Source organism: Cupriavidus respiraculi, assembly GCF_914271545.1.
Lineage (GTDB): Bacteria > Pseudomonadota > Gammaproteobacteria > Burkholderiales > Burkholderiaceae > Cupriavidus > Cupriavidus respiraculi.
On sequence record NZ_CAJZAH010000007.1, the window covers coordinates 81,958 to 105,421 of the forward strand.

General features: G+C 67.4%; 20 protein-coding genes and 1 pseudogene. 14 read left to right on the forward strand and 7 right to left on the reverse strand.

Going from position 1 to position 23,464, the window contains the following annotated elements; all coding sequences use genetic code 11:
* Window positions 1-43: 43 nt before the first annotated feature.
* Together dnaN and dnaA are read right to left on the reverse strand one after the other, a co-directional pair.
* The gene (gene dnaN, locus LDO27_RS22470) at window positions 44-1,159 is read right to left on the reverse strand and encodes a DNA polymerase III subunit beta (protein ID WP_222202944.1); all 1,116 of its coding nucleotides are present in this window, start codon (window positions 1,157-1,159) and stop codon (window positions 44-46) included.
* 344 nt (window positions 1,160-1,503) lie between these two features.
* Window positions 1,504-3,240 carry a chromosomal replication initiator protein DnaA gene (gene dnaA / locus LDO27_RS22475; protein ID WP_224044085.1) on the reverse strand — a complete coding sequence of 579 codons (1,737 nt, stop codon included), beginning with the start codon at window positions 3,238-3,240 and terminating at the stop codon, window positions 1,504-1,506.
* A gap of 853 nt (window positions 3,241-4,093) precedes the next feature.
* On the opposite strand from dnaA, the gene rpmH reads away from it, so the two are divergent.
* From rpmH to yidC, 4 genes are all read left to right on the forward strand, one after another.
* Window positions 4,094-4,228, forward strand: coding sequence for a 50S ribosomal protein L34 (gene rpmH / locus LDO27_RS22480; protein ID WP_006578231.1), 135 nt, complete (start codon window positions 4,094-4,096; stop codon window positions 4,226-4,228).
* A 109-nt stretch (window positions 4,229-4,337) separates the two neighbouring features.
* On the forward strand, window positions 4,338-4,820 hold the full coding sequence (gene rnpA, locus LDO27_RS22485; protein ID WP_377747590.1) for a ribonuclease P protein component: 483 nt from the start codon (window positions 4,338-4,340) through the stop codon (window positions 4,818-4,820).
* Window positions 4,821-4,840: 20 nt separating this feature from the next.
* On the forward strand, window positions 4,841-5,128 hold the full coding sequence (gene yidD / locus LDO27_RS22490; protein WP_224044086.1) for a membrane protein insertion efficiency factor YidD: 288 nt from the start codon (window positions 4,841-4,843) through the stop codon (window positions 5,126-5,128).
* A gap of 21 nt (window positions 5,129-5,149) precedes the next feature.
* Window positions 5,150-6,805, forward strand: coding sequence for a membrane protein insertase YidC (yidC, locus tag LDO27_RS22495; protein ID WP_224044087.1), 1,656 nt, complete (start codon window positions 5,150-5,152; stop codon window positions 6,803-6,805).
* 50 nt (window positions 6,806-6,855) lie between these two features.
* On the opposite strand, the gene LDO27_RS22500 is transcribed toward yidC, so the two are convergent.
* Window positions 6,856-7,761 carry a LysR family transcriptional regulator ArgP gene (locus LDO27_RS22500; protein WP_224044088.1) on the reverse strand — a complete coding sequence of 302 codons (906 nt, stop codon included), beginning with the start codon at window positions 7,759-7,761 and terminating at the stop codon, window positions 6,856-6,858.
* Between the two features lie 98 nt (window positions 7,762-7,859).
* Between LDO27_RS22500 and LDO27_RS22505 the strand changes: the two genes are divergently transcribed.
* The 8 genes and pseudogenes from LDO27_RS22505 (at window position 7,860) to LDO27_RS22540 (ending at window position 16,357) form a co-directional block, all read left to right on the forward strand.
* Window positions 7,860-8,471: a LysE/ArgO family amino acid transporter gene (locus LDO27_RS22505; RefSeq protein ID WP_224044091.1), complete on the forward strand. Its 612-nt coding sequence runs from the start codon at window positions 7,860-7,862 to the stop codon at window positions 8,469-8,471.
* 45 nt (window positions 8,472-8,516) lie between these two features.
* Entirely contained in the window at window positions 8,517-9,944 is a 1,428-nt protein-coding gene (gene mnmE, locus LDO27_RS22510; protein ID WP_224044093.1) for a tRNA uridine-5-carboxymethylaminomethyl(34) synthesis GTPase MnmE, read from the forward strand.
* Window positions 9,945-10,104: 160 nt separating this feature from the next.
* A pseudogene (locus LDO27_RS22515) lies at window positions 10,105-11,170 on the forward strand (Fic family protein).
* 92 nt (window positions 11,171-11,262) lie between these two features.
* Window positions 11,263-11,835: an OB-fold putative lipoprotein gene (locus LDO27_RS22520; RefSeq protein WP_224044096.1), complete on the forward strand. Its 573-nt coding sequence runs from the start codon at window positions 11,263-11,265 to the stop codon at window positions 11,833-11,835.
* Between the two features lie 153 nt (window positions 11,836-11,988).
* On the forward strand, window positions 11,989-12,543 hold the full coding sequence (locus LDO27_RS22525; protein ID WP_224044098.1) for a hypothetical protein: 555 nt from the start codon (window positions 11,989-11,991) through the stop codon (window positions 12,541-12,543).
* A gap of 351 nt (window positions 12,544-12,894) precedes the next feature.
* Window positions 12,895-13,146: a hypothetical protein gene (locus LDO27_RS22530; RefSeq protein ID WP_222202957.1), complete on the forward strand. Its 252-nt coding sequence runs from the start codon at window positions 12,895-12,897 to the stop codon at window positions 13,144-13,146.
* 303 nt (window positions 13,147-13,449) lie between these two features.
* Window positions 13,450-15,639, forward strand: a complete 2,190-nt coding sequence (locus tag LDO27_RS22535; RefSeq protein WP_224044099.1) for a DUF6351 family protein — start codon at window positions 13,450-13,452, stop codon at window positions 15,637-15,639.
* 178 nt (window positions 15,640-15,817) lie between these two features.
* Complete coding sequence (locus LDO27_RS22540; protein ID WP_224044101.1) at window positions 15,818-16,357, forward strand: Sbal_3080 family lipoprotein; 540 nt, start codon at window positions 15,818-15,820, stop codon at window positions 16,355-16,357.
* On the opposite strand, the gene LDO27_RS22545 is transcribed toward LDO27_RS22540, so the two are convergent.
* The gene (locus LDO27_RS22545; RefSeq protein WP_224044103.1) at window positions 16,344-18,377 is read right to left on the reverse strand and encodes a methyl-accepting chemotaxis protein; all 2,034 of its coding nucleotides are present in this window, start codon (window positions 18,375-18,377) and stop codon (window positions 16,344-16,346) included. The two genes, LDO27_RS22540 and LDO27_RS22545, sit on opposite strands and share 14 nt — an antisense overlap.
* Before the next feature lie 291 nt (window positions 18,378-18,668).
* On the opposite strand from LDO27_RS22545, the gene LDO27_RS22550 reads away from it, so the two are divergent.
* Window positions 18,669-19,580 (forward strand): F-box protein, encoded by a 912-nt coding sequence (locus LDO27_RS22550; RefSeq protein WP_224044105.1) that lies wholly within the window; start codon window positions 18,669-18,671, stop codon window positions 19,578-19,580.
* Between the two features lie 18 nt (window positions 19,581-19,598).
* Here the strand turns inward: LDO27_RS22550 and LDO27_RS22555 are convergent, their stop codons facing one another.
* The 3 genes from LDO27_RS22555 to LDO27_RS22565 form a co-directional block, all read right to left on the reverse strand.
* Window positions 19,599-20,558 carry a M14 family metallopeptidase gene (locus tag LDO27_RS22555; RefSeq protein WP_222202965.1) on the reverse strand — a complete coding sequence of 320 codons (960 nt, stop codon included), beginning with the start codon at window positions 20,556-20,558 and terminating at the stop codon, window positions 19,599-19,601.
* A 16-nt stretch (window positions 20,559-20,574) separates the two neighbouring features.
* A complete protein-coding gene (locus tag LDO27_RS22560) occupies window positions 20,575-21,552 on the reverse strand; it encodes a Bug family tripartite tricarboxylate transporter substrate binding protein (RefSeq protein WP_222202967.1) in 978 nt (325 codons plus the stop codon).
* Between the two features lie 178 nt (window positions 21,553-21,730).
* Window positions 21,731-22,645, reverse strand: coding sequence for a LysR family transcriptional regulator (locus tag LDO27_RS22565; protein WP_222202969.1), 915 nt, complete (start codon window positions 22,643-22,645; stop codon window positions 21,731-21,733).
* A 181-nt stretch (window positions 22,646-22,826) separates the two neighbouring features.
* Here LDO27_RS22565 and LDO27_RS22570 point away from each other — a divergent pair, with 181 nt between their 5' ends.
* Entirely contained in the window at window positions 22,827-23,315 is a 489-nt protein-coding gene (locus tag LDO27_RS22570) for a hypothetical protein (protein ID WP_224044106.1), read from the forward strand.
* Window positions 23,316-23,464: the final 149 nt, after the last annotated feature.

Consider the following 23,464-nt stretch of genomic DNA (forward strand, 5'->3'; position numbering starts at 1 on the left):
ATGCTCCGGTTTCCTGCGTATCTGGGCGTCCTTTAGCGGAACATCAGATGCGCATCGGCATGACGACATACTTGAAGTTGTCGTCTTCCGGCACAGTAATCAGCGCGCTCGAATTCGAGTCGCCGAGACTGACTTGTACCTGCTCGCTCTTCAGGTTGGCGAGTACGTCGAGCAGATACGTGACGTTGAATCCGATGTCGAGGGCGTCCCCCGAATAATCGAGTTCCAGCTCTTCCTGCGCCTCTTCCTGATCGGCGTTGGTGGAGCTGATCTTCAGCGTGTGCGTATCGAGAATGCAGCGCACACCCTTGAACTTGTCGGTGGTCAGGATCGCGGTACGCTGCAGCGCCTGCTGCAGGCGGACGCGATCGATCGCGAAGGCGTTCTTGTAGCCCTTCGGAATCACGCGCTGGAAGTCGGGGAACTTGCCCTCCACCAGCTTCGAGATCAGTTCGATATTGGCGAAGGTGAACTTGACCTGGTTGGCACCCAGCTGCACCTGCACCGGATCGTCGTTGTCCTCGAGCAGGCGTTGCAGCTCCAGGATGGTCTTGCGCGGGATGATGACTTCCTGGCGCGCGCCGGCACCGGTCGCCTCGTTTTCCAGTTCCACCGCGCAATACGCGAGGCGGTGGCCGTCGGTGGCGACCGCCATGACTTTCTTGCCATCCACCACGAGCAGCATGCCGTTCAGGTAGTAGCGGATGTCCTGCTGCGCCATGGCGAAATGCACCATCGCCAGCAGATGCTTGAACGTCTTCTGCGGCACGCTGACCGAGGCGGTGTATTCGCTCGCTTCGGCCACCGTCGGGAATTCCTCGGCCGCCAGCGTCTGCAGCGCGAAACGGCTCTTGCCGGACTGCACGGTCATGCGCTTGTCGGACAGGGACAAGGCGACATCGCCATCGGGCATGGCGCGCAGGATGTCCAGCAGCTTGCGGGCGGCCACGGTGGTGGCCACGTTGTCACTGCCCACGCCGCATTCGGCATGGGTCGTGATCTGGATTTCGATATCGGTGGAAAGGAAGGAAACGTTGGCGCCGTTCTTGCGGATCAGCAGGTTGGCCAGTATCGGGAGGGTGTGGCGGCGCTCCACGATGCCGCTCACGATTTGCAGCGGACGCAGCAGATTGTCTCGCGATGTTTTGACCAATTGCATTGATTTCTATCCTTCGTCGTTTGTAGTAAGCGACCGCAGGGCGTGGAACGACTCCAAAATCACTTATGAATCAAGGAGTTAATGTGGTATTTTACCCTGAAACAGCCCGTGCGGCCAAGCACAACGATGTGCGGCTCGTGTGCGTATTGTGCATGAAAAGCCACGGTCTACCCAAGTACCACCCGTTCCACCAAAGCCAAGCCCATGGCGGCTTTGCGGCCCGCATCCGCGTATTCGCGTCGACCGCTTTCCGCCGCCCAGACGGGCCCCGGCGCGCAGCCCACAGTATGCCAGCACCGCGTGACGGACCCCTGAAAAACGGGGGCCGCGCGAGGCGCTTGCCGTCAGCCCTTGAGGGTCTGCTCCAGCACGTGCAGTTCGTGGTTCAGCTGCGCGTCCTTGCTGCGTTCGTCGGCGATCTTGCGGACCGCGTGCAGTACGGTGGTGTGATCGCGGCCGCCGAATAGCTCGCCGATTTCCGGCAGGCTCTTCTGCGTCAGCTCCTTGGCCAGATACATCGCAATCTGGCGCGGACGCGCGATATTGGCGGGCCGCTTCTTGGAATACATATCGGCGACCTTGATGTTGTAGAAGTCGGCGCATGTCTTCTGGATGTTCTCCACCGAAATCTGACGGTTCTGCACCGTCAGCAGGTCCTTCAGCGCTTCGCGCGTGACCTCGATGGTGATGTCCTTGCCGTGGAAATTGGAGAACGCGAGGATCTTGCGCAACGCGCCTTCGAGTTCGCGCACGTTCGAGCGCAGATGCTTGGCGACGAAGAAGGCCACCTCCTCGGGCACCGACACGTTCTCCGCGGCAGCCTTCTTCATCAGAATGGCCACGCGCATTTCCAGCTCGGGCGGCTCGATGGCCACCGTCAGGCCGGAATCGAAGCGCGAAATCAGGCGGTCGTCGATGCCGGTGATTTCCTTCGGATAGGTATCGCTGGTGATGATCACCTGCGCGCGGTTGGCGATCAGCGCCTCGAACGCATAGAAGAACTCTTCCTGCGTGCGGTTCTTGCCCGAGAAGAATTGAATATCGTCGATCAGCAGCAGGTCCAGCGAGTGGTAATACCGCTTGAACTCGTCGAACGCCTTGCGCTGGTAAGCCTTGACCACGTCCGAGACATATTGCTCGGCGTGGATATAACGGATACGGGCGCGCGAATTCTCGATCAGCATGAAGTTGCCGATGGCGTGAATCAGGTGGGTCTTGCCCAGGCCCACGCCCCCGTACAGGTACAACGGGTTGTACGACTTGCCCGGGTTGTTGGCGACCTGGATGGCGGCCGCGCGCGCCAGCTGGTTGGCCTTGCCGGTGACGAAGTTGTCGAACGTGAGGATCGGATTCAGGCGCGAGCGCTCGTGCACCGTATCCGACTGCTGGATCTGGCCGGGCACGGGCGGGGGCGCGACGCGGTACGAGCGCGCACTGGCCTCGGCCGGGTCCAGTTGCGGGATGTCGACGTCGATCGATTCGCCGGCGCCTGCCGGCGCACCGCGCGCCATGTCCTGCATGGTGCCGTAGGGCACGCCCTGCTGGCCGCCCGCGGCGTTGCCCATGCCGCCCATTGCACCCTGCTGCGCCGGCGCGCCATAGGAGGCAGGACCATATGCCGGCGGCTGGCCGGCCTGTTGACCCGGATGGTGGCCGTGCTGCTGGCCGTGCTGCTGGCCCGGATAGCCGAAATGCTGACCCGCCGGCTGCGACGACGGATACGATGCCCCGGCTGAACCCTGCCCCGGATGCCCATAGCCGGCCTGCGCGGGATCGGTCCCGCCGCCGGCGCCCTGGCCGGCCGGCGCATAGCCGGCCGCCGCCCGGCCAGAGGCGGTCGGGTCCAGCACGAAGTGCACGCTGACCTGCGCCTCCCAGTACTCGCACGCCAGCGCGGTGATACGACCCGAGAACTGGCTCTTGACCCAATCGAGCTTGAAGCGATTGGGCGCGGCGATCCGCAGCGCGAGCGCGTCCTCATCGAACGCGACGGGCGCCAGCGGCTTGATCCAGGTCTTGAACTGTTGGGGCGTCAGCTCGCGCTCTAACTGCGCGGCCGCCGCCTGCCAGAAATCTTGCATGTGTTGTTGTTGGGTGTTCGCCACGGATGCGCGCACTGCAGCGTGCACTGCATGCGCCCTGAAACAAAAAAAGGCGCCGCCCGCCAGGCCGGTGCGGCAAGTCGGGTCAAGGGGCGCGTGACACACTTCGGTCCCGCGCTTCACCCTGCTCGGTTGCCATGCGACCAACCCGGTTTGCGCTGCGCCACGCAGTCCGTGTGGTGTTTGGACCGGGATTGTACCCCCCGCCCGAAGTTATCCACAAAGGATAAGTCTGTGGACAACTTGTGAAGAAGCGGTGGATCGCTGTGCACAACCACCCCTCGCAAGTGGCTGTGACGGCTCTTGTCAGAAGCCAACTGCTTGATTTCGCAGCAGCTTTTCCACAGCGGCCACCCGCCGGCAGGCAGCATGAGGCACATGGAAAATTGCCTCGAAATCGTGTGGACAAGCAAAGCCTTGTCGGACCCGGCCGCCGGCGCGCCGTGCACGCATGTCCGGTTCTTTCCTTGACACTTTGCAAGAAACTCAGTTAAATGGCGGGTTCTGCGATGCGGCAGGGGATCACGTATGCGCATCGCCGGGTCTGACCCGTTCCACGCGAGCCGTGCCGCCCCCAGGGCGTGTGCGAATCGATCCGGCTGGAGCGGCGGCGGGCCGAAGCAGGCTGACGAGATGGGTCAATAGATTGTTATTGCGCCATCGCCCCGGGCCTGCGTCGCGAGACACACGGCCGGCATCAGGACAAAACACCACCGTCGGCGATATTGCTTCGGCAACAAGCTTCGGCGGCAGCCCCAAGCGAACCATACGCGGCAGCCTCGGCGCCCCCGTCCGGCAGCCGGGCTAGCCCAGATCAACCAGAGAGTGCAACATGAAACGTACCTACCAACCTTCCGTTACCCGCCGCAAGCGTACCCATGGTTTCCGCGTGCGCATGAAGACCCGTGGCGGCCGTGCCGTCATCAACGCGCGTCGCGCCAAGGGCCGCAAGCGCCTGGCAGTCTGAGGGCGCGGCGACCGGCCTGAACGGCGCGGTGGTGGCGGGTTGCGCGCAACCTGCATCCCTGCGCTTCGTTCCGGCCTCCCGCCATGCCTGCCGGACGGCCGGAAGCTTGGTGCAAGGCGCATCAGCGTTGCCCGCATCGCCCATCGTGCCGACCCATGCTTTCCCCAAAGCCGCGAGGCTCACAAAGACGGATGAGTTTTCATCCGTTTTTGCTTTGCGGCCCCGGCGGCGCAGTCCGCATTTCGTGCTGTATGTGCGCGAGAACGGATTGCCGCAGGCGCGGCTGGGCATCGTGGTCGGCAAGAAGTTTGCCGCCCGCGCCGCCGAACGGAATCTGGTCAAGCGCTTGGTGCGGGAACTGTTCCGCCAGCGGCAGGACCAACTCGCGGGTCGCGACGTCCTGCTGCGGTTGCAGGCCAAGTTTCCGCGCGCGGACTTCGCCAGTCGCAGCGCGGTGCGCCGGACCTGCCTCGCGGAACTGACCGGCCTGATGGAAGTGGCGGCACGCCCGCTGCCACCGCCGCCAGCCCCGATCCCACCCAAGGACAGCGTGGCGCCCGCCGCCGCGCCGCCCGCGGCCCCGCCTCACTGAGCGTCACCGAGCGCCCCGTCATGAAGCGTATCCTGCTAGCCCTGCTGCGCATCTACAAGATCGCCCTGAGCCCGTATGTCGGCTCGCAGTGCCGCTTCCTGCCGACCTGTTCCGACTACGCCCGCGAGGCGATCGTCTGCCACGGCGCCGGCCGCGGCAGCTGGCTCGCCGCCTGCCGGCTGTGCCGCTGTCATCCCTTTGCAAACGGCGGGTATGATCCTGTGCCGCCGGCCTCCTCCGTGCCGTCCGACCAGGCCGACGCCGCACCCGCTGGGGCGCGCGCCACGATCCGGCTCCCCAGACCCTGATTTCCCCGAACACAGCGAGACATGGATATCAAACGCACCGTCCTCTGGGTCATCTTCTCGATGTCCCTCGTGCTGCTCTACGACAACTGGCAGCGCGCCAATGGCCACGCCTCGATGTTCTTCCCGAGCGTGACGCAACAAGCCGCGGCGCCCGCCAGCGCGCCGGCCGCGCAAGGCGATGTGCCCAAGGCCGACACGCCCGCCGCCGTGCCGGGCGCGCCCGCTGCACCGCAGGCGGCCGCGCAGCCGACCGGCGAGAAGATCGTGATCACGACCGACGTGATGCGCGCCGAGATCGACAGCGTGGGCGGCATCGTCTCGCGCCTGGAGCTGCTCAATCACAAGGAAGACACCGGCAAGCCGGTGGTGCTGTTCGACCGCACCGCGACGCATACCTATCTGGCACGCTCGGGCCTGGTCAACGGCGATCCGCCGAACCACACCACGCAGTTCACGGTCGCGCCGGGTCCGCGTGAACTGGGCGGCGCGGACAAGCTCGAGGTAAGCCTCACCGCCGAGAAGGATGGCGTCAAGCTGGTCAAGACCTATGTGTTCCGCCAGGGCAGCTTCGTGATCGACACGCGCTTCGACGTGACCAACGTGGGCACCAACCCGGTCTCGCCGACGCTGTACCTGGAACTGGCGCGCGACGGCAGCAAGATCGAGCAGTCGCAGTTCTACAGCACCTTCACCGGTCCGGCCGTCTACACGGACGCGGAGAAGTACCACAAGATCAGCTTCGAGGACATCGCCAAGGGCAAGGCCACCGTGCCGCCGGCCGCCAACGACGGCTGGATCGCGATGGTGCAGCACTACTTCGCCTCGGCCTGGCTGCCGCAGACCGGCAAGGAGCACAGCTTCTATGTCGAGCAGCTAGCGCCGGACCTGTACCGCGTCGGCGTGCGCCAGCCGCTGGGCGAGATCGCCCCGGGCGCCACGGTGACCACCGGTGCGCGCCTGTTCGCCGGCCCGCAGGAGGAGCACATGCTCGAGCAGATCGCGCCGGGCCTGGAACTGGTGAAGGACTATGGCTGGCTGACCATCCTGGCCAAGCCGCTGTTCTGGCTGCTGGAAAAGCTGCACGGGTTCCTGGGCAACTGGGGCTGGTCCATCATCGCGCTGACGGTGCTGATCAAGCTGGTCTTCTTCCCGCTGTCGGCCGCCAGCTACAAGTCGATGGGCAAGATGAAGGACCTGCAGCCGCGCATGACGGCCATCCGCGAGCGCCACAAGGGCGATCCGCAGAAGATGAACACCGAGATGATGGCGCTGTACCGCTCGGAGAAGGTCAATCCGCTCGGCGGCTGCCTGCCGATCCTGATCCAGATCCCGGTGTTCATCGCGTTGTACTGGGTGCTGCTGTCGTCGGTGGAGATGCGCGGCGCGCCGTGGCTGGGCTGGATCCACGATCTGTCGGTGCCGGATCCGTTCTACATCCTGCCGGTGGTCATGGCCGTGTCCATGTTCGTGCAGACCAAGCTGAACCCGACGCCGCCGGACCCGATCCAGGCCAAGGTGATGATGATCATGCCGCTGGTGTTCTCGTTCATGTTCTTCTTCTTCCCGGCCGGCCTGGTGCTGTACTGGGTGGTGAACAACATCCTGTCGATCGCGCAGCAATGGCAGATCAACCGGATGCTGGCCAAGGGCAAGACCCCGGCGCCCGCCAAGGGCTGAACGAACGGCTCCGCAGCAATGCAAGAAGCCTGGCGCAAGCCAGGCTTTTTTTATGCCGGCGCGTCCTGACGCAGCGCCCACAAGGCGGCGTCGCGGACCGCGGCGGACAAGGTATCGAGCACCGCCGCGTTCAGGCGCCAGCGATGCCAGAACAGCGGCACGTCCAGGTAGCGGCCGGGCACCAGCTCCACCAGTTCGCCCGTACCCAGTGCTGCGCCGACGAAGGACTCCGGCAGCATGCCCCAGCCCAAGCTCCGCCGCGCCACGCCGACAAACCCCAGCGCCGAGGGGACATAGTGCGTGGGCGGCTGCAGCGCCTGCCCGCACAGCAGCGCGGCGAAGCGTTGCTGCAGGGCATCCTTGCGGTTGTAGGCGAGCATCGGCGCGCGGGCCAGCGAGGTCGCATCGACCCCATCCGCAAAGTGCGTCCGCATGAAGTCCGGCGACGCCACGCCAAGATAGCGCATCGTTCCCAGCGGCTCGACGACGCAGCCCTGCACCGGCTGCGCGCTGGCGCTGACCGCGGCCATCACGGTGCCCTCGCGCAGCAGCGCGGCCGAGTGGTCCTGGTCTTCGACGCGGATATCGAAGCCGATGGACGCACCCGACGGCATGGCCGCGAAGACGTCCAGGAACCAGCCGTCGAGGGAATCGGCGTTGACCGCCAGCGGCACCCGCAGGTGGGGCGCGGGACAGGCCTGGCCGGCGATGTCGGCGAGCGCCTCGGCCTCCAGCACGGCAAGCTGCTGCGTGAAGCGCTCGAGCATCTTGCCGGCCGCGGTGGGCCGGCACGGCGTCGTGCGCTGCAGCAGCACCTGCCCCAGGCGCTCCTCGAGCTGGCGGATGCGCTGGCTGACGGCGGAAGGCGTCACGTGCAGGCGGCGCGCGGCCGCCTCGAAGCTGCCTTCGGCCAGCACCATGGCGAAGGCGGCGAGTTGGGCGTTGTCCAGTTGCATTAAGAAATACTAAGCCACCACCAGAAACTTTAGTTTTCTTTCTGCGCTCGCGGCCGGTAGCCTTGCGTCTTTCCTTTCCGCCCGCTCCGCTCTCCGTTATGGCCGCCCATCTCGTCGCCGGTTTCCTGTCCAGTCTCGTGCTGATCGTCGCCATCGGCGCGCAGAATGCCTTCGTGCTGCGACAGGGACTGCGGCGCGAGCATCTTGTGCCGATCGTGGCCATCTGCGCGCTGTCGGACGCGGCGCTGATCGTGGCCGGCATCGGGGGTCTGGGCGCGCTGGTGCAAACCCATGCCGGATGGCTCGCGCTGATCCGCCACGGCGGCGCGGCGTTCCTGCTCGTCTACGGCGCGATCGCGGCGCGGCGCGCCTGGCGCGGCGGGCAACTGAACGTGGGCGACGAAGGCGGACGCGAGCCCTTGTCCCGCCTGGCCGCGATCGCCACGTGCCTGGGCTTCACCTTCCTGAATCCGCACGTCTATCTGGATACCGTGGTGCTGCTCGGCGCGCTGGCCAACGAACGGGGCGCGGGCGGGCGCTGGTGGTTCGGCGCGGGCGCCGCATCGGCCAGCCTGCTGTGGTTCGTCGCGCTCGCGTGGGGCGCGGGCCGCCTCGCGCCGCTGTTCGCGAAGCGGCAGGCGTGGCGGGCGCTCGATTCGCTGATCGCCCTGGTGATGTGGGCGCTGGCGGCGGCCATCCTCGCGGGATAGCGCGGGCGCGGTCCACAGCCGCAACGATCTGCGACAATACCGCCCATGACTGAATCCCACGTTCCCATCGCCGCCATCGCGACCGCTCCCGGACGGGGCGGCATCGGCGTGGTGCGCGTCTCGGGCCGCGACGTGCTGACCGTGGCGCAGGCGGTCTGCGGCCAGACCCTGAAACCACGGCATGCCACCTACCTGCCGTTCCTCGACGGCAAGGGCAACGTGATCGACCATGGGCTGGCGCTGTATTTCCCCGGCCCCAACTCGTACACCGGCGAGGACGTGCTGGAGCTGCAGGGCCACGGCGGGCCGGTGGTGATGCAGATGCTGCTGGCGCGCTGCCTCGAAGCCGGCCGCGACATCGGTCTGCGACTGGCCGAACCCGGCGAGTTCACCCGCCGCGCCTTCCTGAACGACAAGCTGGACCTGGCCCAGGCCGAAGCGGTGGCCGACCTGATCGAAGCAAGCACCGAGGCCGCGGCGCGCTCGGCGGCGCGCTCGATGGAGGGCGCGTTCTCGGACGCGATCCGCGCGCTGGTCGAGCGCGTCATCCGCTTGCGGATGCTGGTCGAGGCGACGCTCGATTTTCCCGAGGAAGAAATCGACTTCCTCGAAGCCTCGGACGCGCGCGGCCAGCTCGACGCGATCCGCAACGCGCTGTGCGCCGTGCTGGGGCAGGCCAAGCAAGGCGCGCTGCTGCGCGAAGGGTTGTCCGTGGTACTCGCGGGCCAGCCCAATGTGGGCAAGTCCTCGCTGCTCAATGCGCTGGCCGGCGCCGAACTGGCCATCGTCACGCCGATTCCGGGCACCACCCGCGACCGCGTGCGCGAGACCATCCAGATCGAAGGGATTCCGCTGCATATCATCGACACGGCCGGCCTGCGCGAAGACGCGGCCGACGAGGTCGAGCGCATCGGCATCGAACGCACGTGGGACGCGATCGGCCGCGCCGACGTGGTGCTGCACCTGGTCGATGCCACCGACTACCTGAACCATGGGCTGTCCGAGACGGACGACGCCATCGACGACCGCCTCTCCGGCCATCTGCCGCCGGGCTCGGCGATCCTGCGCGTCGTCAACAAGATCGACCTGGCCCCCGCGGTGGGCGACATCGGCTTCGGCGGCAACCGGCCCCATGTGGTGGTGGCCAACGGCCCCAACCCGACCGAGATCTGGATCTCGGCGCGCACCGGCGCCGGCATCGATCTGCTGCGCCGCGAACTGCTGCGCGCGATCGGCTGGCAGGCCGGCGGCGAAGGCGCCTTCCTCGCACGCGAGCGGCACCTGACCGCGCTGCGCAACGCGCTGTCCCACATCGACCTGGCCAAGGAGCAGGCCGCGCACCAGGCGCAGGCACTGGACCTGTTCGCCGAGGAACTGCGGCTCGCACAGGATCACCTGAACAGCATCACTGGCGAGTTCACCAGTGACGATCTGCTGGGGACGATCTTCACGCGGTTCTGCATCGGAAAGTGAATCGGCGTCCCTGCGGACTGCCTGTGCGGCGCAAGGCCAATCCCACTGTCGAATTTGGTACCAAATGGGGTAGTAGCGTCATTGAAACGGGGTATTTTTGGCCGGTTTACCTCTTTTAGAGATATTCTTGCGGCCTTTCCCACGTCCGGAGGGAGCCCTCGTGCACTCGCTGACCCCTGCCTACCTGGCTGCGCTTCGCTACGACGGCACCCAGCTCGCGACGCTGCGGGCGTTGGGAGAATACCGAGGTAAGCAAAGGCTCTATGCCGCGCAGTCGCCCGAGGTCTTGAAGGATCTGCGCCAGATCGCGGCAATCGAATCCACCGAGTCATCCAACCGACTTGAAGGCGTCGTTGTCGCGCCGACGCGACTGAAGTCCTTGGTCGCTCGTAACGCTGCACCCAAGAGCCGCTCGGAACAGGAAATCGCCGGATACAGAGACGCCCTCGCGTTGATTCACGAATCGGCCGCGGATATGCAATTCAGCGCAAGCGTAGTCCAGCAGTTGCACACCGTTCTATCGGTACATGCCGCAGGCCGGAGGGCGATGGAAGGCAACAAACAACGACATTGTCGAGCGCCATCCGGATGGGTCCTCCCGGCTGCGTTTTCGGCCGGTCGCGGCGCACCTTACGCCAATGGCCATGGACGACCTCGGCCAACACTTTGCCAATGCGCTGGACCGCGACCTGGCCGACCCGCTGGTGCTCGTGCCATTGGCGATGCTCGATTTCCTTTGCATTCATCCATTTCCCGACGGCAATGGACGCATGTCGCGTCTGCTCACATTGCTACTGCTCTACCGATTTGATTACCAGGTAGGGCGCTACATCAGCCTCGAGCGCATTTTCGAAGAGACGAAGGAGAGTTACTACGAGACGCTCGAAGCCAGTTCTCGAGGCTGGCATGAGGCAGGGCATGACGTCAAGCCATGGCTCGATTACTTCTGGGGTGCCTTGCTGCGGGCCTATCGGGAGTTCGAAGAACGCGTGGGTACGGTCGAACATGGCCGCGGCAGCAAGGGCGACCGCATCCGCGCGGAAGTTCGCAAACGCAGCAAACCATTCTCCATCACGGAAATCGAGGAAGCGTGCCCCGGGGTGAGCCGCGACATGGTGCGCCTGGTATTGCGTGCCATGAAAGCCGAGGGGCTCATCGCGCCTAGTGGCAAAGGTCGTGGAGCAAAATGGTCCCGCATCATTGGAGGCACTCCAGCCCAACAATAGGCGCAACGCGCCGACGCCGATTTTCGCAGCGCTATGAAGCCCTTTGCACGAGCCCTGCTTTCTACCTCTCCTTACTTGCTACGACCACGCCAATGCTCAGCCGAACCCGCCAGATCCTGATCGCCATCGTGGCGCTCGCCGTCCTTGCCATGCTGTGGCTGACCGGCAATGACCAGCCGCCGCAGCCCGAGCTGGCGAGCGCTCCCGTGGCGGAAACGCCGGCACCGCCGGCGCCCGGCACCGCGCGCGGCGTGCCGCGCGATGGCACGCTCGATCCGGTCAGCATCGATCCGAAGCGGTCCATGGACGAACTGCCGCAGTACCAGGCGGCCGCCATCCAGGCCGACTATCGGGCGGATGCGGCCGCGGCGGACCAGCGCTATCGCGGCCAGTATTTCATCGTGGAAGGGGTGGCCACCGGCGTGCGGCGCGAGGCCAACGACCAGGTGTTTCTCGATATCCGCACCGACGACGCAGGGCAGCCGGTGCGGGCCGCACTGCTGCGCGAGCAGATCTGCGGGCCGGCCGGCCGCACGTGCGAGGTGGAGGCCCGCGCCACGATGGTTCGCCGCGGTCAAAAGGTCGCCGTGGAATGCACCGGCGCCGGCCTGGTGGATGGCGCGCCGCGGCTGGAGGGCTGTCTGGTTCGGGGCGGCGCGAACTAGTACGCCGGCACAAAGCCGGCCGCGGGAAAAACGCGAAAGCACGGCCGCTGATAAGAAGTAATGCTGCACTCTTTGCGTCGGGCAAAGAGACAAAGCGTGAACTGGCGGAACCCAGCCCACTGGGAAAGATGGGCAGATCGCACGATCGAAGGCGTGTCCTATTCCTTCGGCCATCTCGCTCCCTTCGACATGCGCCTCCTGAGGCCGGCTAGACCCAACCTGCCCCCAATGGACATCGGAATTCGCGTGGTATTCGATTGCCACGTCGTTACCGAGAAGACTGACGGGAACCGGCAGCAAGGATCAACGGAGGATCAAGCGTTTTGGGTCGACTGCGGCGGCAACGAAAGGCGTTTTCATCCCGACCGCTATCGGCTCTCGCAATCGCTTCCCGATCTGATCCGCGGGCTGCCCACGGGGCGTACCAAGTGCTACGGTACGCGGAAAGCAAACTACATGGTTTGCAAGGCGGTCGGCGCCCACTTTGGCGGACCTCACTATCAGGTCTTCTTCGACATGTACCGGAGCCACGGCACAACCGCAAGACTGGTCATGTACGTACAGACGGCCTATCTAAAAGATCGGCCGCATAGTGCGCAACGCCAGAACGAGAGGCCGTTCGCCACCATCTGCGCACAGATTGCCGGCCTGATACCGAAGGCGCAGAGCGGCGAGCGGCGGCGGGCGTCCGCGAAAACGCAGTCCTAAAAGCAGAAGCCCCGCATGGGCGGGGCTTCTGTACATCGGGACCGGTTCCTCTTATCAGCGATTGCTTGACCGTCTTGCACGGTGGGCGGCTCCTCGCACCGGCATAGGGAGCCTCGTCGCCGCTGTGTAGCGCTGCAACGTCGGGGCATTCTAGCATCGCGTTTTGCGGGTTGGATAGCCGGCCGCCTCTGTTAAGAGCCCGTTTTGTAGGACTTCACCCACACCACTATCGGTATTCCGTCAATGTGGCCCGCACGGGGCGCTCTGTATCGTTCATCTCAACACAAACAGATGTCGCGAACCCGCCTCCGAGCCGGTTCGGGACCACAACAAGTTGTAGAGGCAAACGAAATGGTCGCCGCCACACCCGCCCGCATGCCAGTCGAGCATGCCGAGGCACTGAACCGGATTCTTGCAGTTACCCGTCGCGAATGGGGCCTCGAAGTCAGCGCCCCGATCCCCAGCGGTCCTACCGATACCCGTCTGAACGCCCAGCCGCCGCGCAAGCGCGGCGCGCGCCGCAAGCATCTGGCGCAGCTGGCCGCCCGCGCCTTCGAGGCGCAGGTCATGGCGCTGCGCTGCCGGCAGGCATTCGTCGCCTGATACCGCCCAGGGCCGGCGCCCTGCGTTGGTCTGAACGTGTGCGGCCGTTGCCGTTCACGTTCCCGGATTTACCGCCGACGTGTGTATTTCCGTCCATGTCATCCGTCCGGGACGCTGACCGGATCTCCAATTCCCTTGCTATTCAAAGTGTTACACGCGCCGCCTGAGGTGGCGGGCGGTGGCACGCGCATTGCGTTCTGAGCCCGCACTGCCGCGCAAGACGGCAGGACGGACCGTGCGCGCCGGGATGCCCCGCCGCGCATTGGCATGCCGGCGCCCGCCGGCCACCAACAGGAGACAGCAATGCAGCTCAACGAAGCTCGAGGGATCAACACGTCCATGCGCGCCTGCGCGGCGCTGGCGGCACTGTTCGTCGCGGCGTGCGGCGGCGACGACGATGACGACAAACCCGGCGGTGGCAATCCACCCACGCCGCCAACGGCGACCGTGCAGGCGACCGTGCTGTCTTCCGCGCCCGAGCGCGTGACCGGCGGGGATGCGCTGATCCGCATTGCGGTCTCCGAGCCGGCCGCGGGCCAGGAATTCCAGGTCAGCGCCAACGGCGCCGACGTGACCTCGGCCTTCACCGCCACCGGCAACGGCGAGGCGCTTGGCATCGTCAGCAACCTGAACGTGGGGCAGAACACCGTCGAGGTGAAGTACGGCGCGGCCACCACGACGCTGTCACTGACCAACTATCCGATCACCGGGCCGGTGTTCTCAGGCCCGCACGAGAAGCCCTACCTCTGCGCGACCAGCAACTTCGCGCTGCCCGATGGCAGCACGCTGGGCGCGCCGCTGGACGCGAACTGCTCCGTCGAGCGCCGCGTCCACTACGTCTATCGCTCGACGTCCGGCACCTTCAAGCCTCTTGCCATGCCGGTCGGGTCGTATCCGTCCGACATGGCCTACGTCACCAACAGCGATCGTATCAACGTGGCTTATATCGTGCGCCTCGAAACTGGCACGATCAATCGTGCCATCTATCAGACCGCGATCCTGCACGACCCGCTGCGGGACAAGGAACCAGCCCCGCTGGCGCCGCCTGCGGGCTGGAACCGCAAGATCGTCTACCCGCTCGGGGGCGGCTGCCAGGGCGGCTGGTACATGCAGGGCACGCCGGTGCAAGTCCTGAACGACACCCATCTGCGCAAGGGCTATGCGGTGGCCAGCGCCTCGCTCAACACCTTCGGCAACAACTGCAACGACCTGCTGTCGTCCGAGACCATCGCGATGGTCAAGGAGCGCCTGATCGAAAACTATGGCGTACCCGTGTACACCATCGGGACCGGCGGCTCCGGCGGCGCCTATCAGAGTCACCAGACCGCGGACAACTACCCCGGTCTGTTCGACGGCATCATCGTGACCAGCGTGTTCCCGGACGTGACCTCGTCGACCATCTTCAAACTGCACGACTCGCGCCTGCTGCACCTGTATTTCACCAGCACGCCGCCGGGCACCTACACCGACGCGCAGCGCGCCGCGATTTCCGGCTACCTGCAGCCGGGCAATATCGCGGCGATGAGCACCAGCGCCGGCCGGCTCGATCCGGTGGTGTCGTTCCCGACCGGCTTCCCGGCCGACCAGCGCTACGACCCGGTGACGAACCCGACCGGCGTGCGCGCCACCGTGTACGACCATACCGTCAACGTCTATGGCAAGGACGCGCGCGGCTTCGCCAAGCGTCCCATCGACAATGTGGGCGTGCAGTACGGCCTGAAGGCGCTCAACGACGGGGTGATCACGCCGGCCCAGTTCATCGACCTGAACCAGAAGATCGGCGGCGTGGACGTCGACTTCCGGCAGGTGCCGCAACGCACGGTGGGCGACCTCGACGCGATCGCGCGCGCCTATCAGTCCGGACGGATCACCTATGGCGGCGGCGGCCTGGCCAGCACGCCGATCATCGACCAGCGCGACTACTTCGATGACCGCGTCAACGGCGACATCCACAACAAGATCCACAGCTATTCGACGCGCGCGCGGCTGGAGGCGGCCAACGGTACGTACCAGACGCAGGTCATCGTCGGCCCGGGAGCCATCACCGACGACAACTTCGAGCAGATGGACCGCTGGATCACCGCGATCCTGAAGGACACCGCGGCGGGCACCGGCACCGAGAAGGTGGTGCGCAACAGGCCGGCCGATCTGGTCGATGCCTGCTGGGATGCCGGCCGCAACAAGATCGTCGAGACGCAGACGGCGCAGGGCCCGGGCCAGTGCAACACTCTTTACCCGGCCGGCACCACGCCGCGCATGGTGGCGGGCGGCCCGCTGGCGGACAACATCGTCAAGTGCCAGCTCAAGCCCGTCGATCCGGCGGACTACCGCGTGATGCTGACGCCGGCGCAGCTGTCGGAACTGCAGGCGATCTTCCCCACGGGCGTGTGCGACTGGTCCAAGCCTGGCGTGGAACAGCAACCGCTCAAGGGCACGTGGCTGTCCTTCGGGCCGTCGCCCGTCGGCCTGCTGTTCGATGTGACCAAGCCCTGAGCCGGGACGGAACGGGCGTCCGGGTGCGGGCGCCCGGGTGCTTGCGCTGCAGGCACCCGGCGCCGCCCCGCCCTAAAGTTTTGCGGCGATGCGGCCGACAATGTGGCAGACAGCCGGGCGAGCGCGCATTGCGCGTCGCGCGTCCCGGGCCATCCAACCCTCCGCAATCGCTATCCCTATGAAAATCGCTACGCTCGTTGCCGGCCTGGGCCTGCTGGCCGGGGGCTGCGCCACCTACCAGACCGTGAGCCCGGTCGAAGCGCTGGATTCCGTGGCGCGCATGGAGGCGGGCCAGGGCACGCTGTTCTGCGTCATCGACAGCCAGTCGGCCGCCACTCCCTACATGGAGTCGCTCCAGGCCGCGCTGGTGCGCCGCAGTTTCGAGGTCAAGGTGCTGCCCCCCTATTCGTCGATCGCCGCCTGCCCGCTGACCGCCACCTACGCGGCGAACCGCCAGTCGTACTGGCGGCCCTACCTGGTGTCGGCCGACCTGACGATCTACCGCAACGGCGACCGCGTGGGGCGGGCCAGCTACGACGCGCTGCGCAGCGCGGGCGGGCTGAACCTGAGCAACTGGGTCGAGCCGGAGGCCAAGATCGAGGAACTGGTCGATCGCCTGTTCCCGGGCCTGCGTCCGCTGCCGGCCGCGGCGCCGGACGGCGGGACGGCTCCCGCCCCCGCCGACCCGGCCCAGCCGGCGGGCGCTACGCCAGCCTGAAGACCTCCACCGCCTCGCGCAGCTCCTGCGCGCGGTGGTTCAGGCTTTCGGCCGCCGCCGCGGCTTCTTCCACCAGCGCCGCGTTCTGCTGGGTGACGGTGTCCATCTCGGCCACCGCGCCGCTGACCTCGGTGATGCCCTGCGACTGCTCGCGCGAGGCCGCGCTGATATCGCCCATCAGCGAGGCGATGCCCTCGACGCGGCGCACGATATCGTCGATCGCCTCGCCCGCCTGCTGCACTTCCTCGTTGCCGGTGCGCAGGTCCGACACGGTGCGCTCGATCAGGGTCTTGATCTCGCCCGCCGCCGTGGCGCTGCGCTGCGCCAGGCTGCGCACCTCGCCCGCCACCACCGCGAAGCCGCGGCCATGCTCGCCGGCGCGCGCGGCTTCCACCGCGGCGTTCAGCGCCAGGATATTGGTCTGGAACGCGATGCCGTCGATCATCCCGATGATGTCCACCACCTGCTGCGCGTTGCGGTGCACGCCCGCCATGGTCTGCACCACGCGCTCGACCTTGGCGCCGCCGGTGCGCGCGGCTTCCGCCGTGGTACGCACCGCCTCGTTGGCGTCCTGCGCGCTGTCGGCGTTCTGCGTGACGGTGGCGCTCAGTTGCTCGATGCTGGTCACCGTGCGCTCCAGGCTGCTCGCCTGGGTCGCCGTGCGGGCGGACAGGTCGGCGTTGCCGCTGGCGATCTCGCTGGTGCTCGCGGCAATGGCCGAGGCGCTGGCGCGCACCGTGCCGACGATGCCGGACAGGCCCTGGCCCACGCCGTCGATGGCGCGCATCAGCTCGCCGATCTCGTCCTCGCGGCGGCTATCGAGCCGCGTGGCCAGGTCGCCGGCGGCGACGCCACGGGCCGCGCTGGCGGCAGCCGCGAGCGGCACGCTGACCATCCGGCGCAGCAGCCACCAGAAGGCGGCCGAGACCAGCAGCGCGAGTACCAGGCCCGCGCCCAGGAACATGTTGCGCTTGTTCACCAGCTCGGCGCGCAGGCTCTCGAGCGGCACGGTGCCGACGATCAGCCATTGCCATTCGGGATAGGTCTCGTAGGCGGCCAGCCGCGCGACCATGCCTTCGGGCGGCGCGCCCGCGGCGACGGTGTGCGTCGTGCTGCCGCGCTTGCCCTCGATCATGTCGCTGAGCCAGGGCTTGTCGTCCGCGTCGCGCGCGTCCAGCAGCTTGCTGCCTTCGCGATGGCGGTCCACCAGCAGCTTGCCCTGATCGGGGCCCGGCTTGGCGTCGACCACCATCCAGTGGCCGGCGGCGCCGATGTTCTTGCGCCGGATGCGGTTCTTGAGCATCGCCAGTTCCGCGCTGACCTCCACGCCGACATACAGCGCGCCGACGACCTTGCCGGTGCCGTCGCGCACGGCCTCGTACTTGCTCATATAGGGCTTGCCGAACAGCCACGCCAGCGCGCGGTAGGAGCGACCGGACTGCACCGCCGCGTAGGCCGGATGCGAGCGGTCGAGCAGCGTGCCGACGGCGCGCTGGCCGTCCTGCTTCTTCAGCGAGGTGGTCACGCGCACGAAGTCGTCGCCGCGGCGCGCGAACACCGTGGCGATGGTGCCGCCGGTGGAGGCGGTAAAGCGGTCGGGCACGTCGAAGTTGGCGTTCAGCACGGTCTCGCCGCTGCGGAACTGCGGCGTGGCCTGGCCGGCTACCTCGATGGTCTGCTCCGGATCGAGCGCATAGGGGCCGGGGACGACCGAGGCGAAGGTCATCAGGAAGCGGTCCGCCTCCTGCAGCATGGTGTCGTCGAACTGGCCGATCAGGTCGCGCAGCGTCTCCGCCTCGGCCGCGATGGCCTGGCGCTGCTGGGCCTCGAGCAGGCGCACGCTATTGGTGGACAGGACCAGGGCGAAGGCCACGAACACCACCACCTGGACGGCGAGGATGATCAGCGCCAGGCGGGTGCCGATGCGCCAGGCGCTGGGGCGAAAGACGAGACGCCCGGAAGAGGGGGACGCGTTCCGCGCCCAGGTGGGCGGGGACGCGGACGGATCGATAAATGGCACGCGGGTAAGGGGGCGCAAAATAAACGGCTCCAACAAGTGTTGCCGGTGCCACATGACACCGGGGGACGCATGATCTGGGTCACGTCGTCATCCCGGTGTTTACGGTCCAGGCCCCGCCCGTATTGAGCGGGTTAGTACATTCCCTCCAGTCGGGAGATCGGCACGGCCTCAGGCATGACGCTTCAGGCACATTGGCGTCTCCGCAACTTTCGGGGCGCGAACCGAAAGCTGAATCTGGCTGCGCCGCCCACACTCGCGCCCTTCCCTTCATCCGGCTCTGCGAGGACCTCCATGTACGACCACGCCATCTCCCCCGCCAAACACGTTCCCGCCCCGGCTGGCCAGACCAGCGCGGGTTCCGGCCTGCCGCCGCCGACCGGGGCGCTGCCGGTCGGCCACGACGCCACCGCCAACATTTCGTGGCTGCCGGCGGAAATGCAGCAGCACGTCGCCAGCTATCTGCCGGCGCGCTCGTACCTGAGCCTGCGCGCGACCTGCCGCGCTTTCGATGCGTCCCTGACGCCCGACACGAGCGCGCGGTACGCCGCGCTGATCGGGCATCGCTTCGCCCGGCAGTACGTGCCGGGCGGCCCGATGACGCTGCTGCTGGACAACATGAAGACGTGGATTTCAGAGGACCGGGTCGATGTACTTCGCGCGTTCGCCGGCAGGGGTGCAATGCTGGAAGGGGCCGATGACCGCGGCGCGATGGTGGCGCGGCTGGCTTCGTACTACAGGCATCTGTCGCCGGCCGAACAGGCGCAGGTCACCGTGGCGATCGTCCAGGCCTATGGCCGCGGCGAACCGGCCGGGACGGGCGCCGACATCGATCTCATCGTGGACCACCTGCACTACTACGGGACATCCGCGCAGTCGCCGGCCGATCACTGGCACGCCGTGCTCGCCGCCGCGCAGGCGCTGCCGCCACAGGCACGGGCCGGCGTGTTTCGCTACCTCGCCGGCGCCCTGCGCAGGGAAGTCTTCATGGCGGACACCAGCGACGTGCGGCCGCCGCTGGTCGACGATCCCGCCAACGGCGCGGCGGCCCGATGCCATCGGCTGCTCGATGCCTTCGAGGCGCAGCCCGGACCGGTCCGCACCTCGCTGGGTACGGAGTTCCTTGATCTCGTGGGGACGGTCGGCGTCGCGGGCGCCGAGGAAAGGGCGGCGCTCAGGCAACGCATCGACGGGATGCCGGCCTGAGCGACGCCGCGGCGTGCCTCAGGACTGCAGGCGCCCCAGCCGCACCACCGTCACGCCCGGCCGCAGTTGGCGCAGCGACGGCATCACCAGCACGCAATCGGGATACGGCGTGGTCACCGGCTCGCCGCCGTTCCAGCCGATGACCGTGCCGGCCTCGGCGAAGGTTTCGAGACCCGTGTAGTTGTCCGCGAAGCGGAAATCCATGCTGGTCGCCACCACCGGTTCGGTGACCCGCACCACCCGCTGCGCGGAGCTCGCCGGCATCGTCCAGCCGGCCGGCACGTCGCCGTCATCGATGACGCCAGCCGCGAGCAGGAAGCGCGCGGCGCTGTCGCGTGCGACGTCCACCGCGGCCGGCTCCCAGTGCTGGCCGCATTCGACCAGCAGCGCGTTCTTCGCGCTGGCCGGGTCGCCGAAGCCCTCGTAGTCGCGCATGCGGCGCCCTTCGGGGTGCCCCTCGTCGACGATCACGTGCGCCGGCGCGCCGAGCCTGCGGGCGAGCGCGATGCCCTTGTCCAGCGGACCGGACACGATCAGCGGCAGGCTTTTCTCGTGCATCGAGTGCAGATCCAGCAGCAGGTCCACCGTATCGATCACCGGGCGCATCTCGCGCGCGCGGCGCAGCTCGGACGAGTCGCGCGTCGTGTCGTCCAGCACCGCGGCGGTCCACACCCGGTTGAAGTCCTGGTCGACATAGCGCGACGCGTCGGGACGCGCCGCATCGAAGCGGCCATAGGCCTCGACATTGGCGAAGGCCAGCGTCAGGCGGCCACGGCGCGGGCGCAGCGCGAGGTCCAGCAGATCCTTGACCGCGATCGCGCCGCATACCTCGTTGCCGTGCGTCAGCGCGTTGATCATCACGTGCGGACCCGGCACGCCGCTGTCGAAGGTATGGACGTAGGGAATGCCGCCGGTGCCGGCCGCATAGGGCCGGATGTCGGGGAACGCGACGTCGACGGGATAGTGTTCGATGGTCATCGGGGCGTGCTCGCGGTTATTGCTGGATGCCGGCAGTCTGCACGATGCCGCGGTACTTGGCCGTCTCGCGCTTGACGAAGGCGGCGAACTGGCCGGGATTGCCAGGTGCCACCTCCACGCCGGCTTCCGCCAGCTTGCGGCGCACCTCCGGCATGGCGAGCACCGCCTGCATCTCGGTATTGAGGCGGTCGACCACGGCCTTGGGCGTGGCGGCCGGCGCCATCAGGCCAAACCATACGCTCATGTCGACGCCCTTGAGCGCCGCGCTTTCCGCCAGCGCCGGCACGTTCGGCGCCACCGCCGCGCGGCGCGTCTCGGTCACGCCATAGGCCTTCACCTTGCCGGACTGGATGTGGGGCAGCGCGGAAGACAGCACCATCACGGCCAGATCGATCTGGCCGCCCAGCAGGTCGGTGGCCATCGCGGGCGCACCCTTGTACGGCACATGGGTGATGCTGACCTTGCCCTGCTGCTTGATCAGCTCGCCGGCCAGGTTCAGCGGCGTGCCCACGCCCGACGAGGCATAGGACAGCTTGCCCGGCTGGGCACGCGCCAGCGCGATCAGCTCGTCCGCATTGTTGGCCGCGAGCGCCGCCTTGCCGACCAGCACCATCGGCTGGGTGCCGACGAAGGTCACCGGCGCCAGGTCCTTCTCGCCGTCGTAGCGCACCGCCGGGTTGGTCAGGCGCGCGATGGAGACCTCGCTGCCCGAACCCATCAGCAGCGTGTAGCCGTCGGCCTCGGCCTTGACGACCTTCGCGGCGCCGATGGTGCCGCCCGCCCCTCCCAGGTTGTCGACCACCACGCTCTGGCCCAGGCGCTTGCCCAGTTCCGGCGCGATGGTGCGCGCCACGAGGTCGACGCTGCCGCCGGCGGTGTAGCCCACCACCAGCGAGATCGGCTTGGCTGGCCAGGGATTGGCCCGGGCCTGGCCGGCGGCGAGGACGGACAGGCAGATGGAGGCGGCGGCGGCCGCGCGCAGCATGGCGTTCATGGCAGTGGTTTCCCCTTGGTGGTCGCGTGTCGTTCGTGGTGACGCGGTTTGTTGTGACGCGATCTTAGAAAACACGGAGCCGCCGCGGCGTGCGGCTTTGGCAACGGGGATTGCCGTTTCGGCAATGGGTGGGCGCAAGCGGGGCGCAAGCGGGGCGCAAGCCGGGCGCTGGCCGGGCTCAGGCCGACGCCGCTTGCCAGAACGCCTCTGCCAGCGGCCGCAGCGGCGCGCGCGGGCGGTACAGGCGGATCTGCAAGGCCAGGTCGGTCTCGCCGGCATCGGCCCGCACCAGCCGGCCGGCGCGCAAGTCGTCGGCGATCAGGCGCGCCGGCAGCCAGGCGAGGCCCATGCGCTCGCGCACCATCTCGTGCACCGACTCGGCGAAGTCGCTGACCGCGATCACGTCCAGACGGCCGGCCAGCTTGCGGCGGGCCACCTCGTGGTTGACCATGCGGCCCATCGTCAGCGTCTCCGCGTAGGCGATCATCGGCACCGGCGCCCTGGCGCGCGCGGACAGCCTGTACAGCGCGCCCCCGGCATCATCGGCGGCGCTCGCGCAGACCAGGCGCTCGATGCCGACGGCGTGGAACTGGTATTGCGCGTCGTCCAGCGTCACGGGGGCGTCCGGCGGGCTGTAGCACAGCAGGAATTCGGCGTCGCCGGCGGTGAAGACCGCCAGCGCGTCGTGCATCGAATACGTCGACAGGCGGGTGCGGAAGCCCGCGGCGAGCGGGTCGTCGCGCAGCGTCTCGCGCAGGTGCGCGAGCCAGGCGGGCACCATCGAACGTGCCAGCGTCTTGCCGGTGGCGATGATCACCGTGCGCGCATCGGCGCGGCGGCTGGCGCGCAGCGACACGCGCACCTCGTCCAGCGTCGTCAGCGCCGACTGCGCGGCCTCGAGGAACTGCCGGCCCTCGGCGGTGAGCCGCACCGGGTAGACGCCCCGGTCGATCAGCGGCGCGCCGGCCCACACCTCCAGGGCCTGGATGCGCCGGCCGAACGCCGGCGGTGTCACGTTGCGCAGTTCCGCCGCGCGGGCGAAGCTGCCCGCCTGCGCGAGGCAGACGAAGTCCTCCAGCCAACGGGTATGCATGTGGTCTCGCTTGCGTCGGGCCGCGCAGTGTGGGGAACGCCATTCTAGTGGAGGCGCGCCAGCGCGAGGACGAAAGCGATAGAGCGGCAACGTTGATGAAATGCATACGCACGCGCGGCGCGCATGCTCGCGGCTTCGGCGCCCCTGCGCCTTCCTTCGCGAACGACGAGAGACACGCACCATGGACACTTCCCACACCGGCCACGGCAAGCACGCTGGCCGCTTCCAGCGCTTCCGCCCGGGCCGCCATGACTGGAGCACGGTAGACAGGATTGCCAGGCGGGTGGACTGCATCGAGCAGGCGCGGCACAGCGCCGATAGCCGAGCCGAGCCGATCAGTCCCGCCAATGTATTCTCCGGCGTGGGCGCCGGGATCGCCCTGATCTTTTCCGTGATGGCGTGGATCACCGCTTCCGCGCAGGACAAGGTCGACAAGGGAACAGGTCCGCTGTCGGTGCGGATCGACGAGATGGACAGGCGCCTCACCGGCCGTCTCGACGCCGTGGACAAGCGGCTGACCGACAGCCTCGGCGCCTTCGACAGGCGACTGACCGAGAGTCTGAACGGCATCGACAAGCGCCTCGATCGCATCGAGGCGCATGCTGAGAAGACCGATGAGCGCTTGTCGTCGATCGAGCGCAAGCTGGACCAGCTGGTCAGGCGCCGCTGAGCGCTTGGGCCGCGCGCGCGGAATGCTGGCGAGCGACGCGCTTTTGCAAAAGCGCGGCGTGCAGGCGCCGGGCACAGTTCCGTCTCCGCGACCCGGCGCGCACAGGGGCACGCGAACCCGTGTGCCCCTGTGCGCGCTCTTCTTTGCCG

What these genes read in the sequence shown, in the direction of transcription:
- dnaN (WP_222202944.1), bottom strand. Translation starts at nt 1,159, where the DNA reads ATGCAATTGGTCAAAACATCGCGAGACAATCTGCTGCGTCCGCTGCAA.
- dnaA (WP_224044085.1), bottom strand. Translation starts at nt 3,240, where the DNA reads ATGCAAGATTTCTGGCAGGCGGCGGCCGCGCAGTTAGAGCGCGAGCTG.
- rpmH (WP_006578231.1), top strand. Translation starts at nt 4,094, where the DNA reads ATGAAACGTACCTACCAACCTTCCGTTACCCGCCGCAAGCGTACCCAT.
- yidD (WP_224044086.1), top strand. Translation starts at nt 4,841, where the DNA reads ATGAAGCGTATCCTGCTAGCCCTGCTGCGCATCTACAAGATCGCCCTG.
- yidC (WP_224044087.1), top strand. Translation starts at nt 5,150, where the DNA reads ATGGATATCAAACGCACCGTCCTCTGGGTCATCTTCTCGATGTCCCTC.
- LDO27_RS22500 (WP_224044088.1), bottom strand. Translation starts at nt 7,761, where the DNA reads ATGCAACTGGACAACGCCCAACTCGCCGCCTTCGCCATGGTGCTGGCC.
- LDO27_RS22505 (WP_224044091.1), top strand. Translation starts at nt 7,860, where the DNA reads ATGGCCGCCCATCTCGTCGCCGGTTTCCTGTCCAGTCTCGTGCTGATC.
- mnmE (WP_224044093.1), top strand. Translation starts at nt 8,517, where the DNA reads ATGACTGAATCCCACGTTCCCATCGCCGCCATCGCGACCGCTCCCGGA.
- LDO27_RS22520 (WP_224044096.1), top strand. Translation starts at nt 11,263, where the DNA reads ATGCTCAGCCGAACCCGCCAGATCCTGATCGCCATCGTGGCGCTCGCC.
- LDO27_RS22530 (WP_222202957.1), top strand. Translation starts at nt 12,895, where the DNA reads ATGGTCGCCGCCACACCCGCCCGCATGCCAGTCGAGCATGCCGAGGCA.
- LDO27_RS22535 (WP_224044099.1), top strand. Translation starts at nt 13,450, where the DNA reads ATGCAGCTCAACGAAGCTCGAGGGATCAACACGTCCATGCGCGCCTGC.
- LDO27_RS22540 (WP_224044101.1), top strand. Translation starts at nt 15,818, where the DNA reads ATGAAAATCGCTACGCTCGTTGCCGGCCTGGGCCTGCTGGCCGGGGGC.
- LDO27_RS22550 (WP_224044105.1), top strand. Translation starts at nt 18,669, where the DNA reads ATGTACGACCACGCCATCTCCCCCGCCAAACACGTTCCCGCCCCGGCT.
- LDO27_RS22555 (WP_222202965.1), bottom strand. Translation starts at nt 20,558, where the DNA reads ATGACCATCGAACACTATCCCGTCGACGTCGCGTTCCCCGACATCCGG.
- LDO27_RS22560 (WP_222202967.1), bottom strand. Translation starts at nt 21,552, where the DNA reads ATGAACGCCATGCTGCGCGCGGCCGCCGCCGCCTCCATCTGCCTGTCC.
- LDO27_RS22565 (WP_222202969.1), bottom strand. Translation starts at nt 22,645, where the DNA reads ATGCATACCCGTTGGCTGGAGGACTTCGTCTGCCTCGCGCAGGCGGGC.
- LDO27_RS22570 (WP_224044106.1), top strand. Translation starts at nt 22,827, where the DNA reads ATGGACACTTCCCACACCGGCCACGGCAAGCACGCTGGCCGCTTCCAG.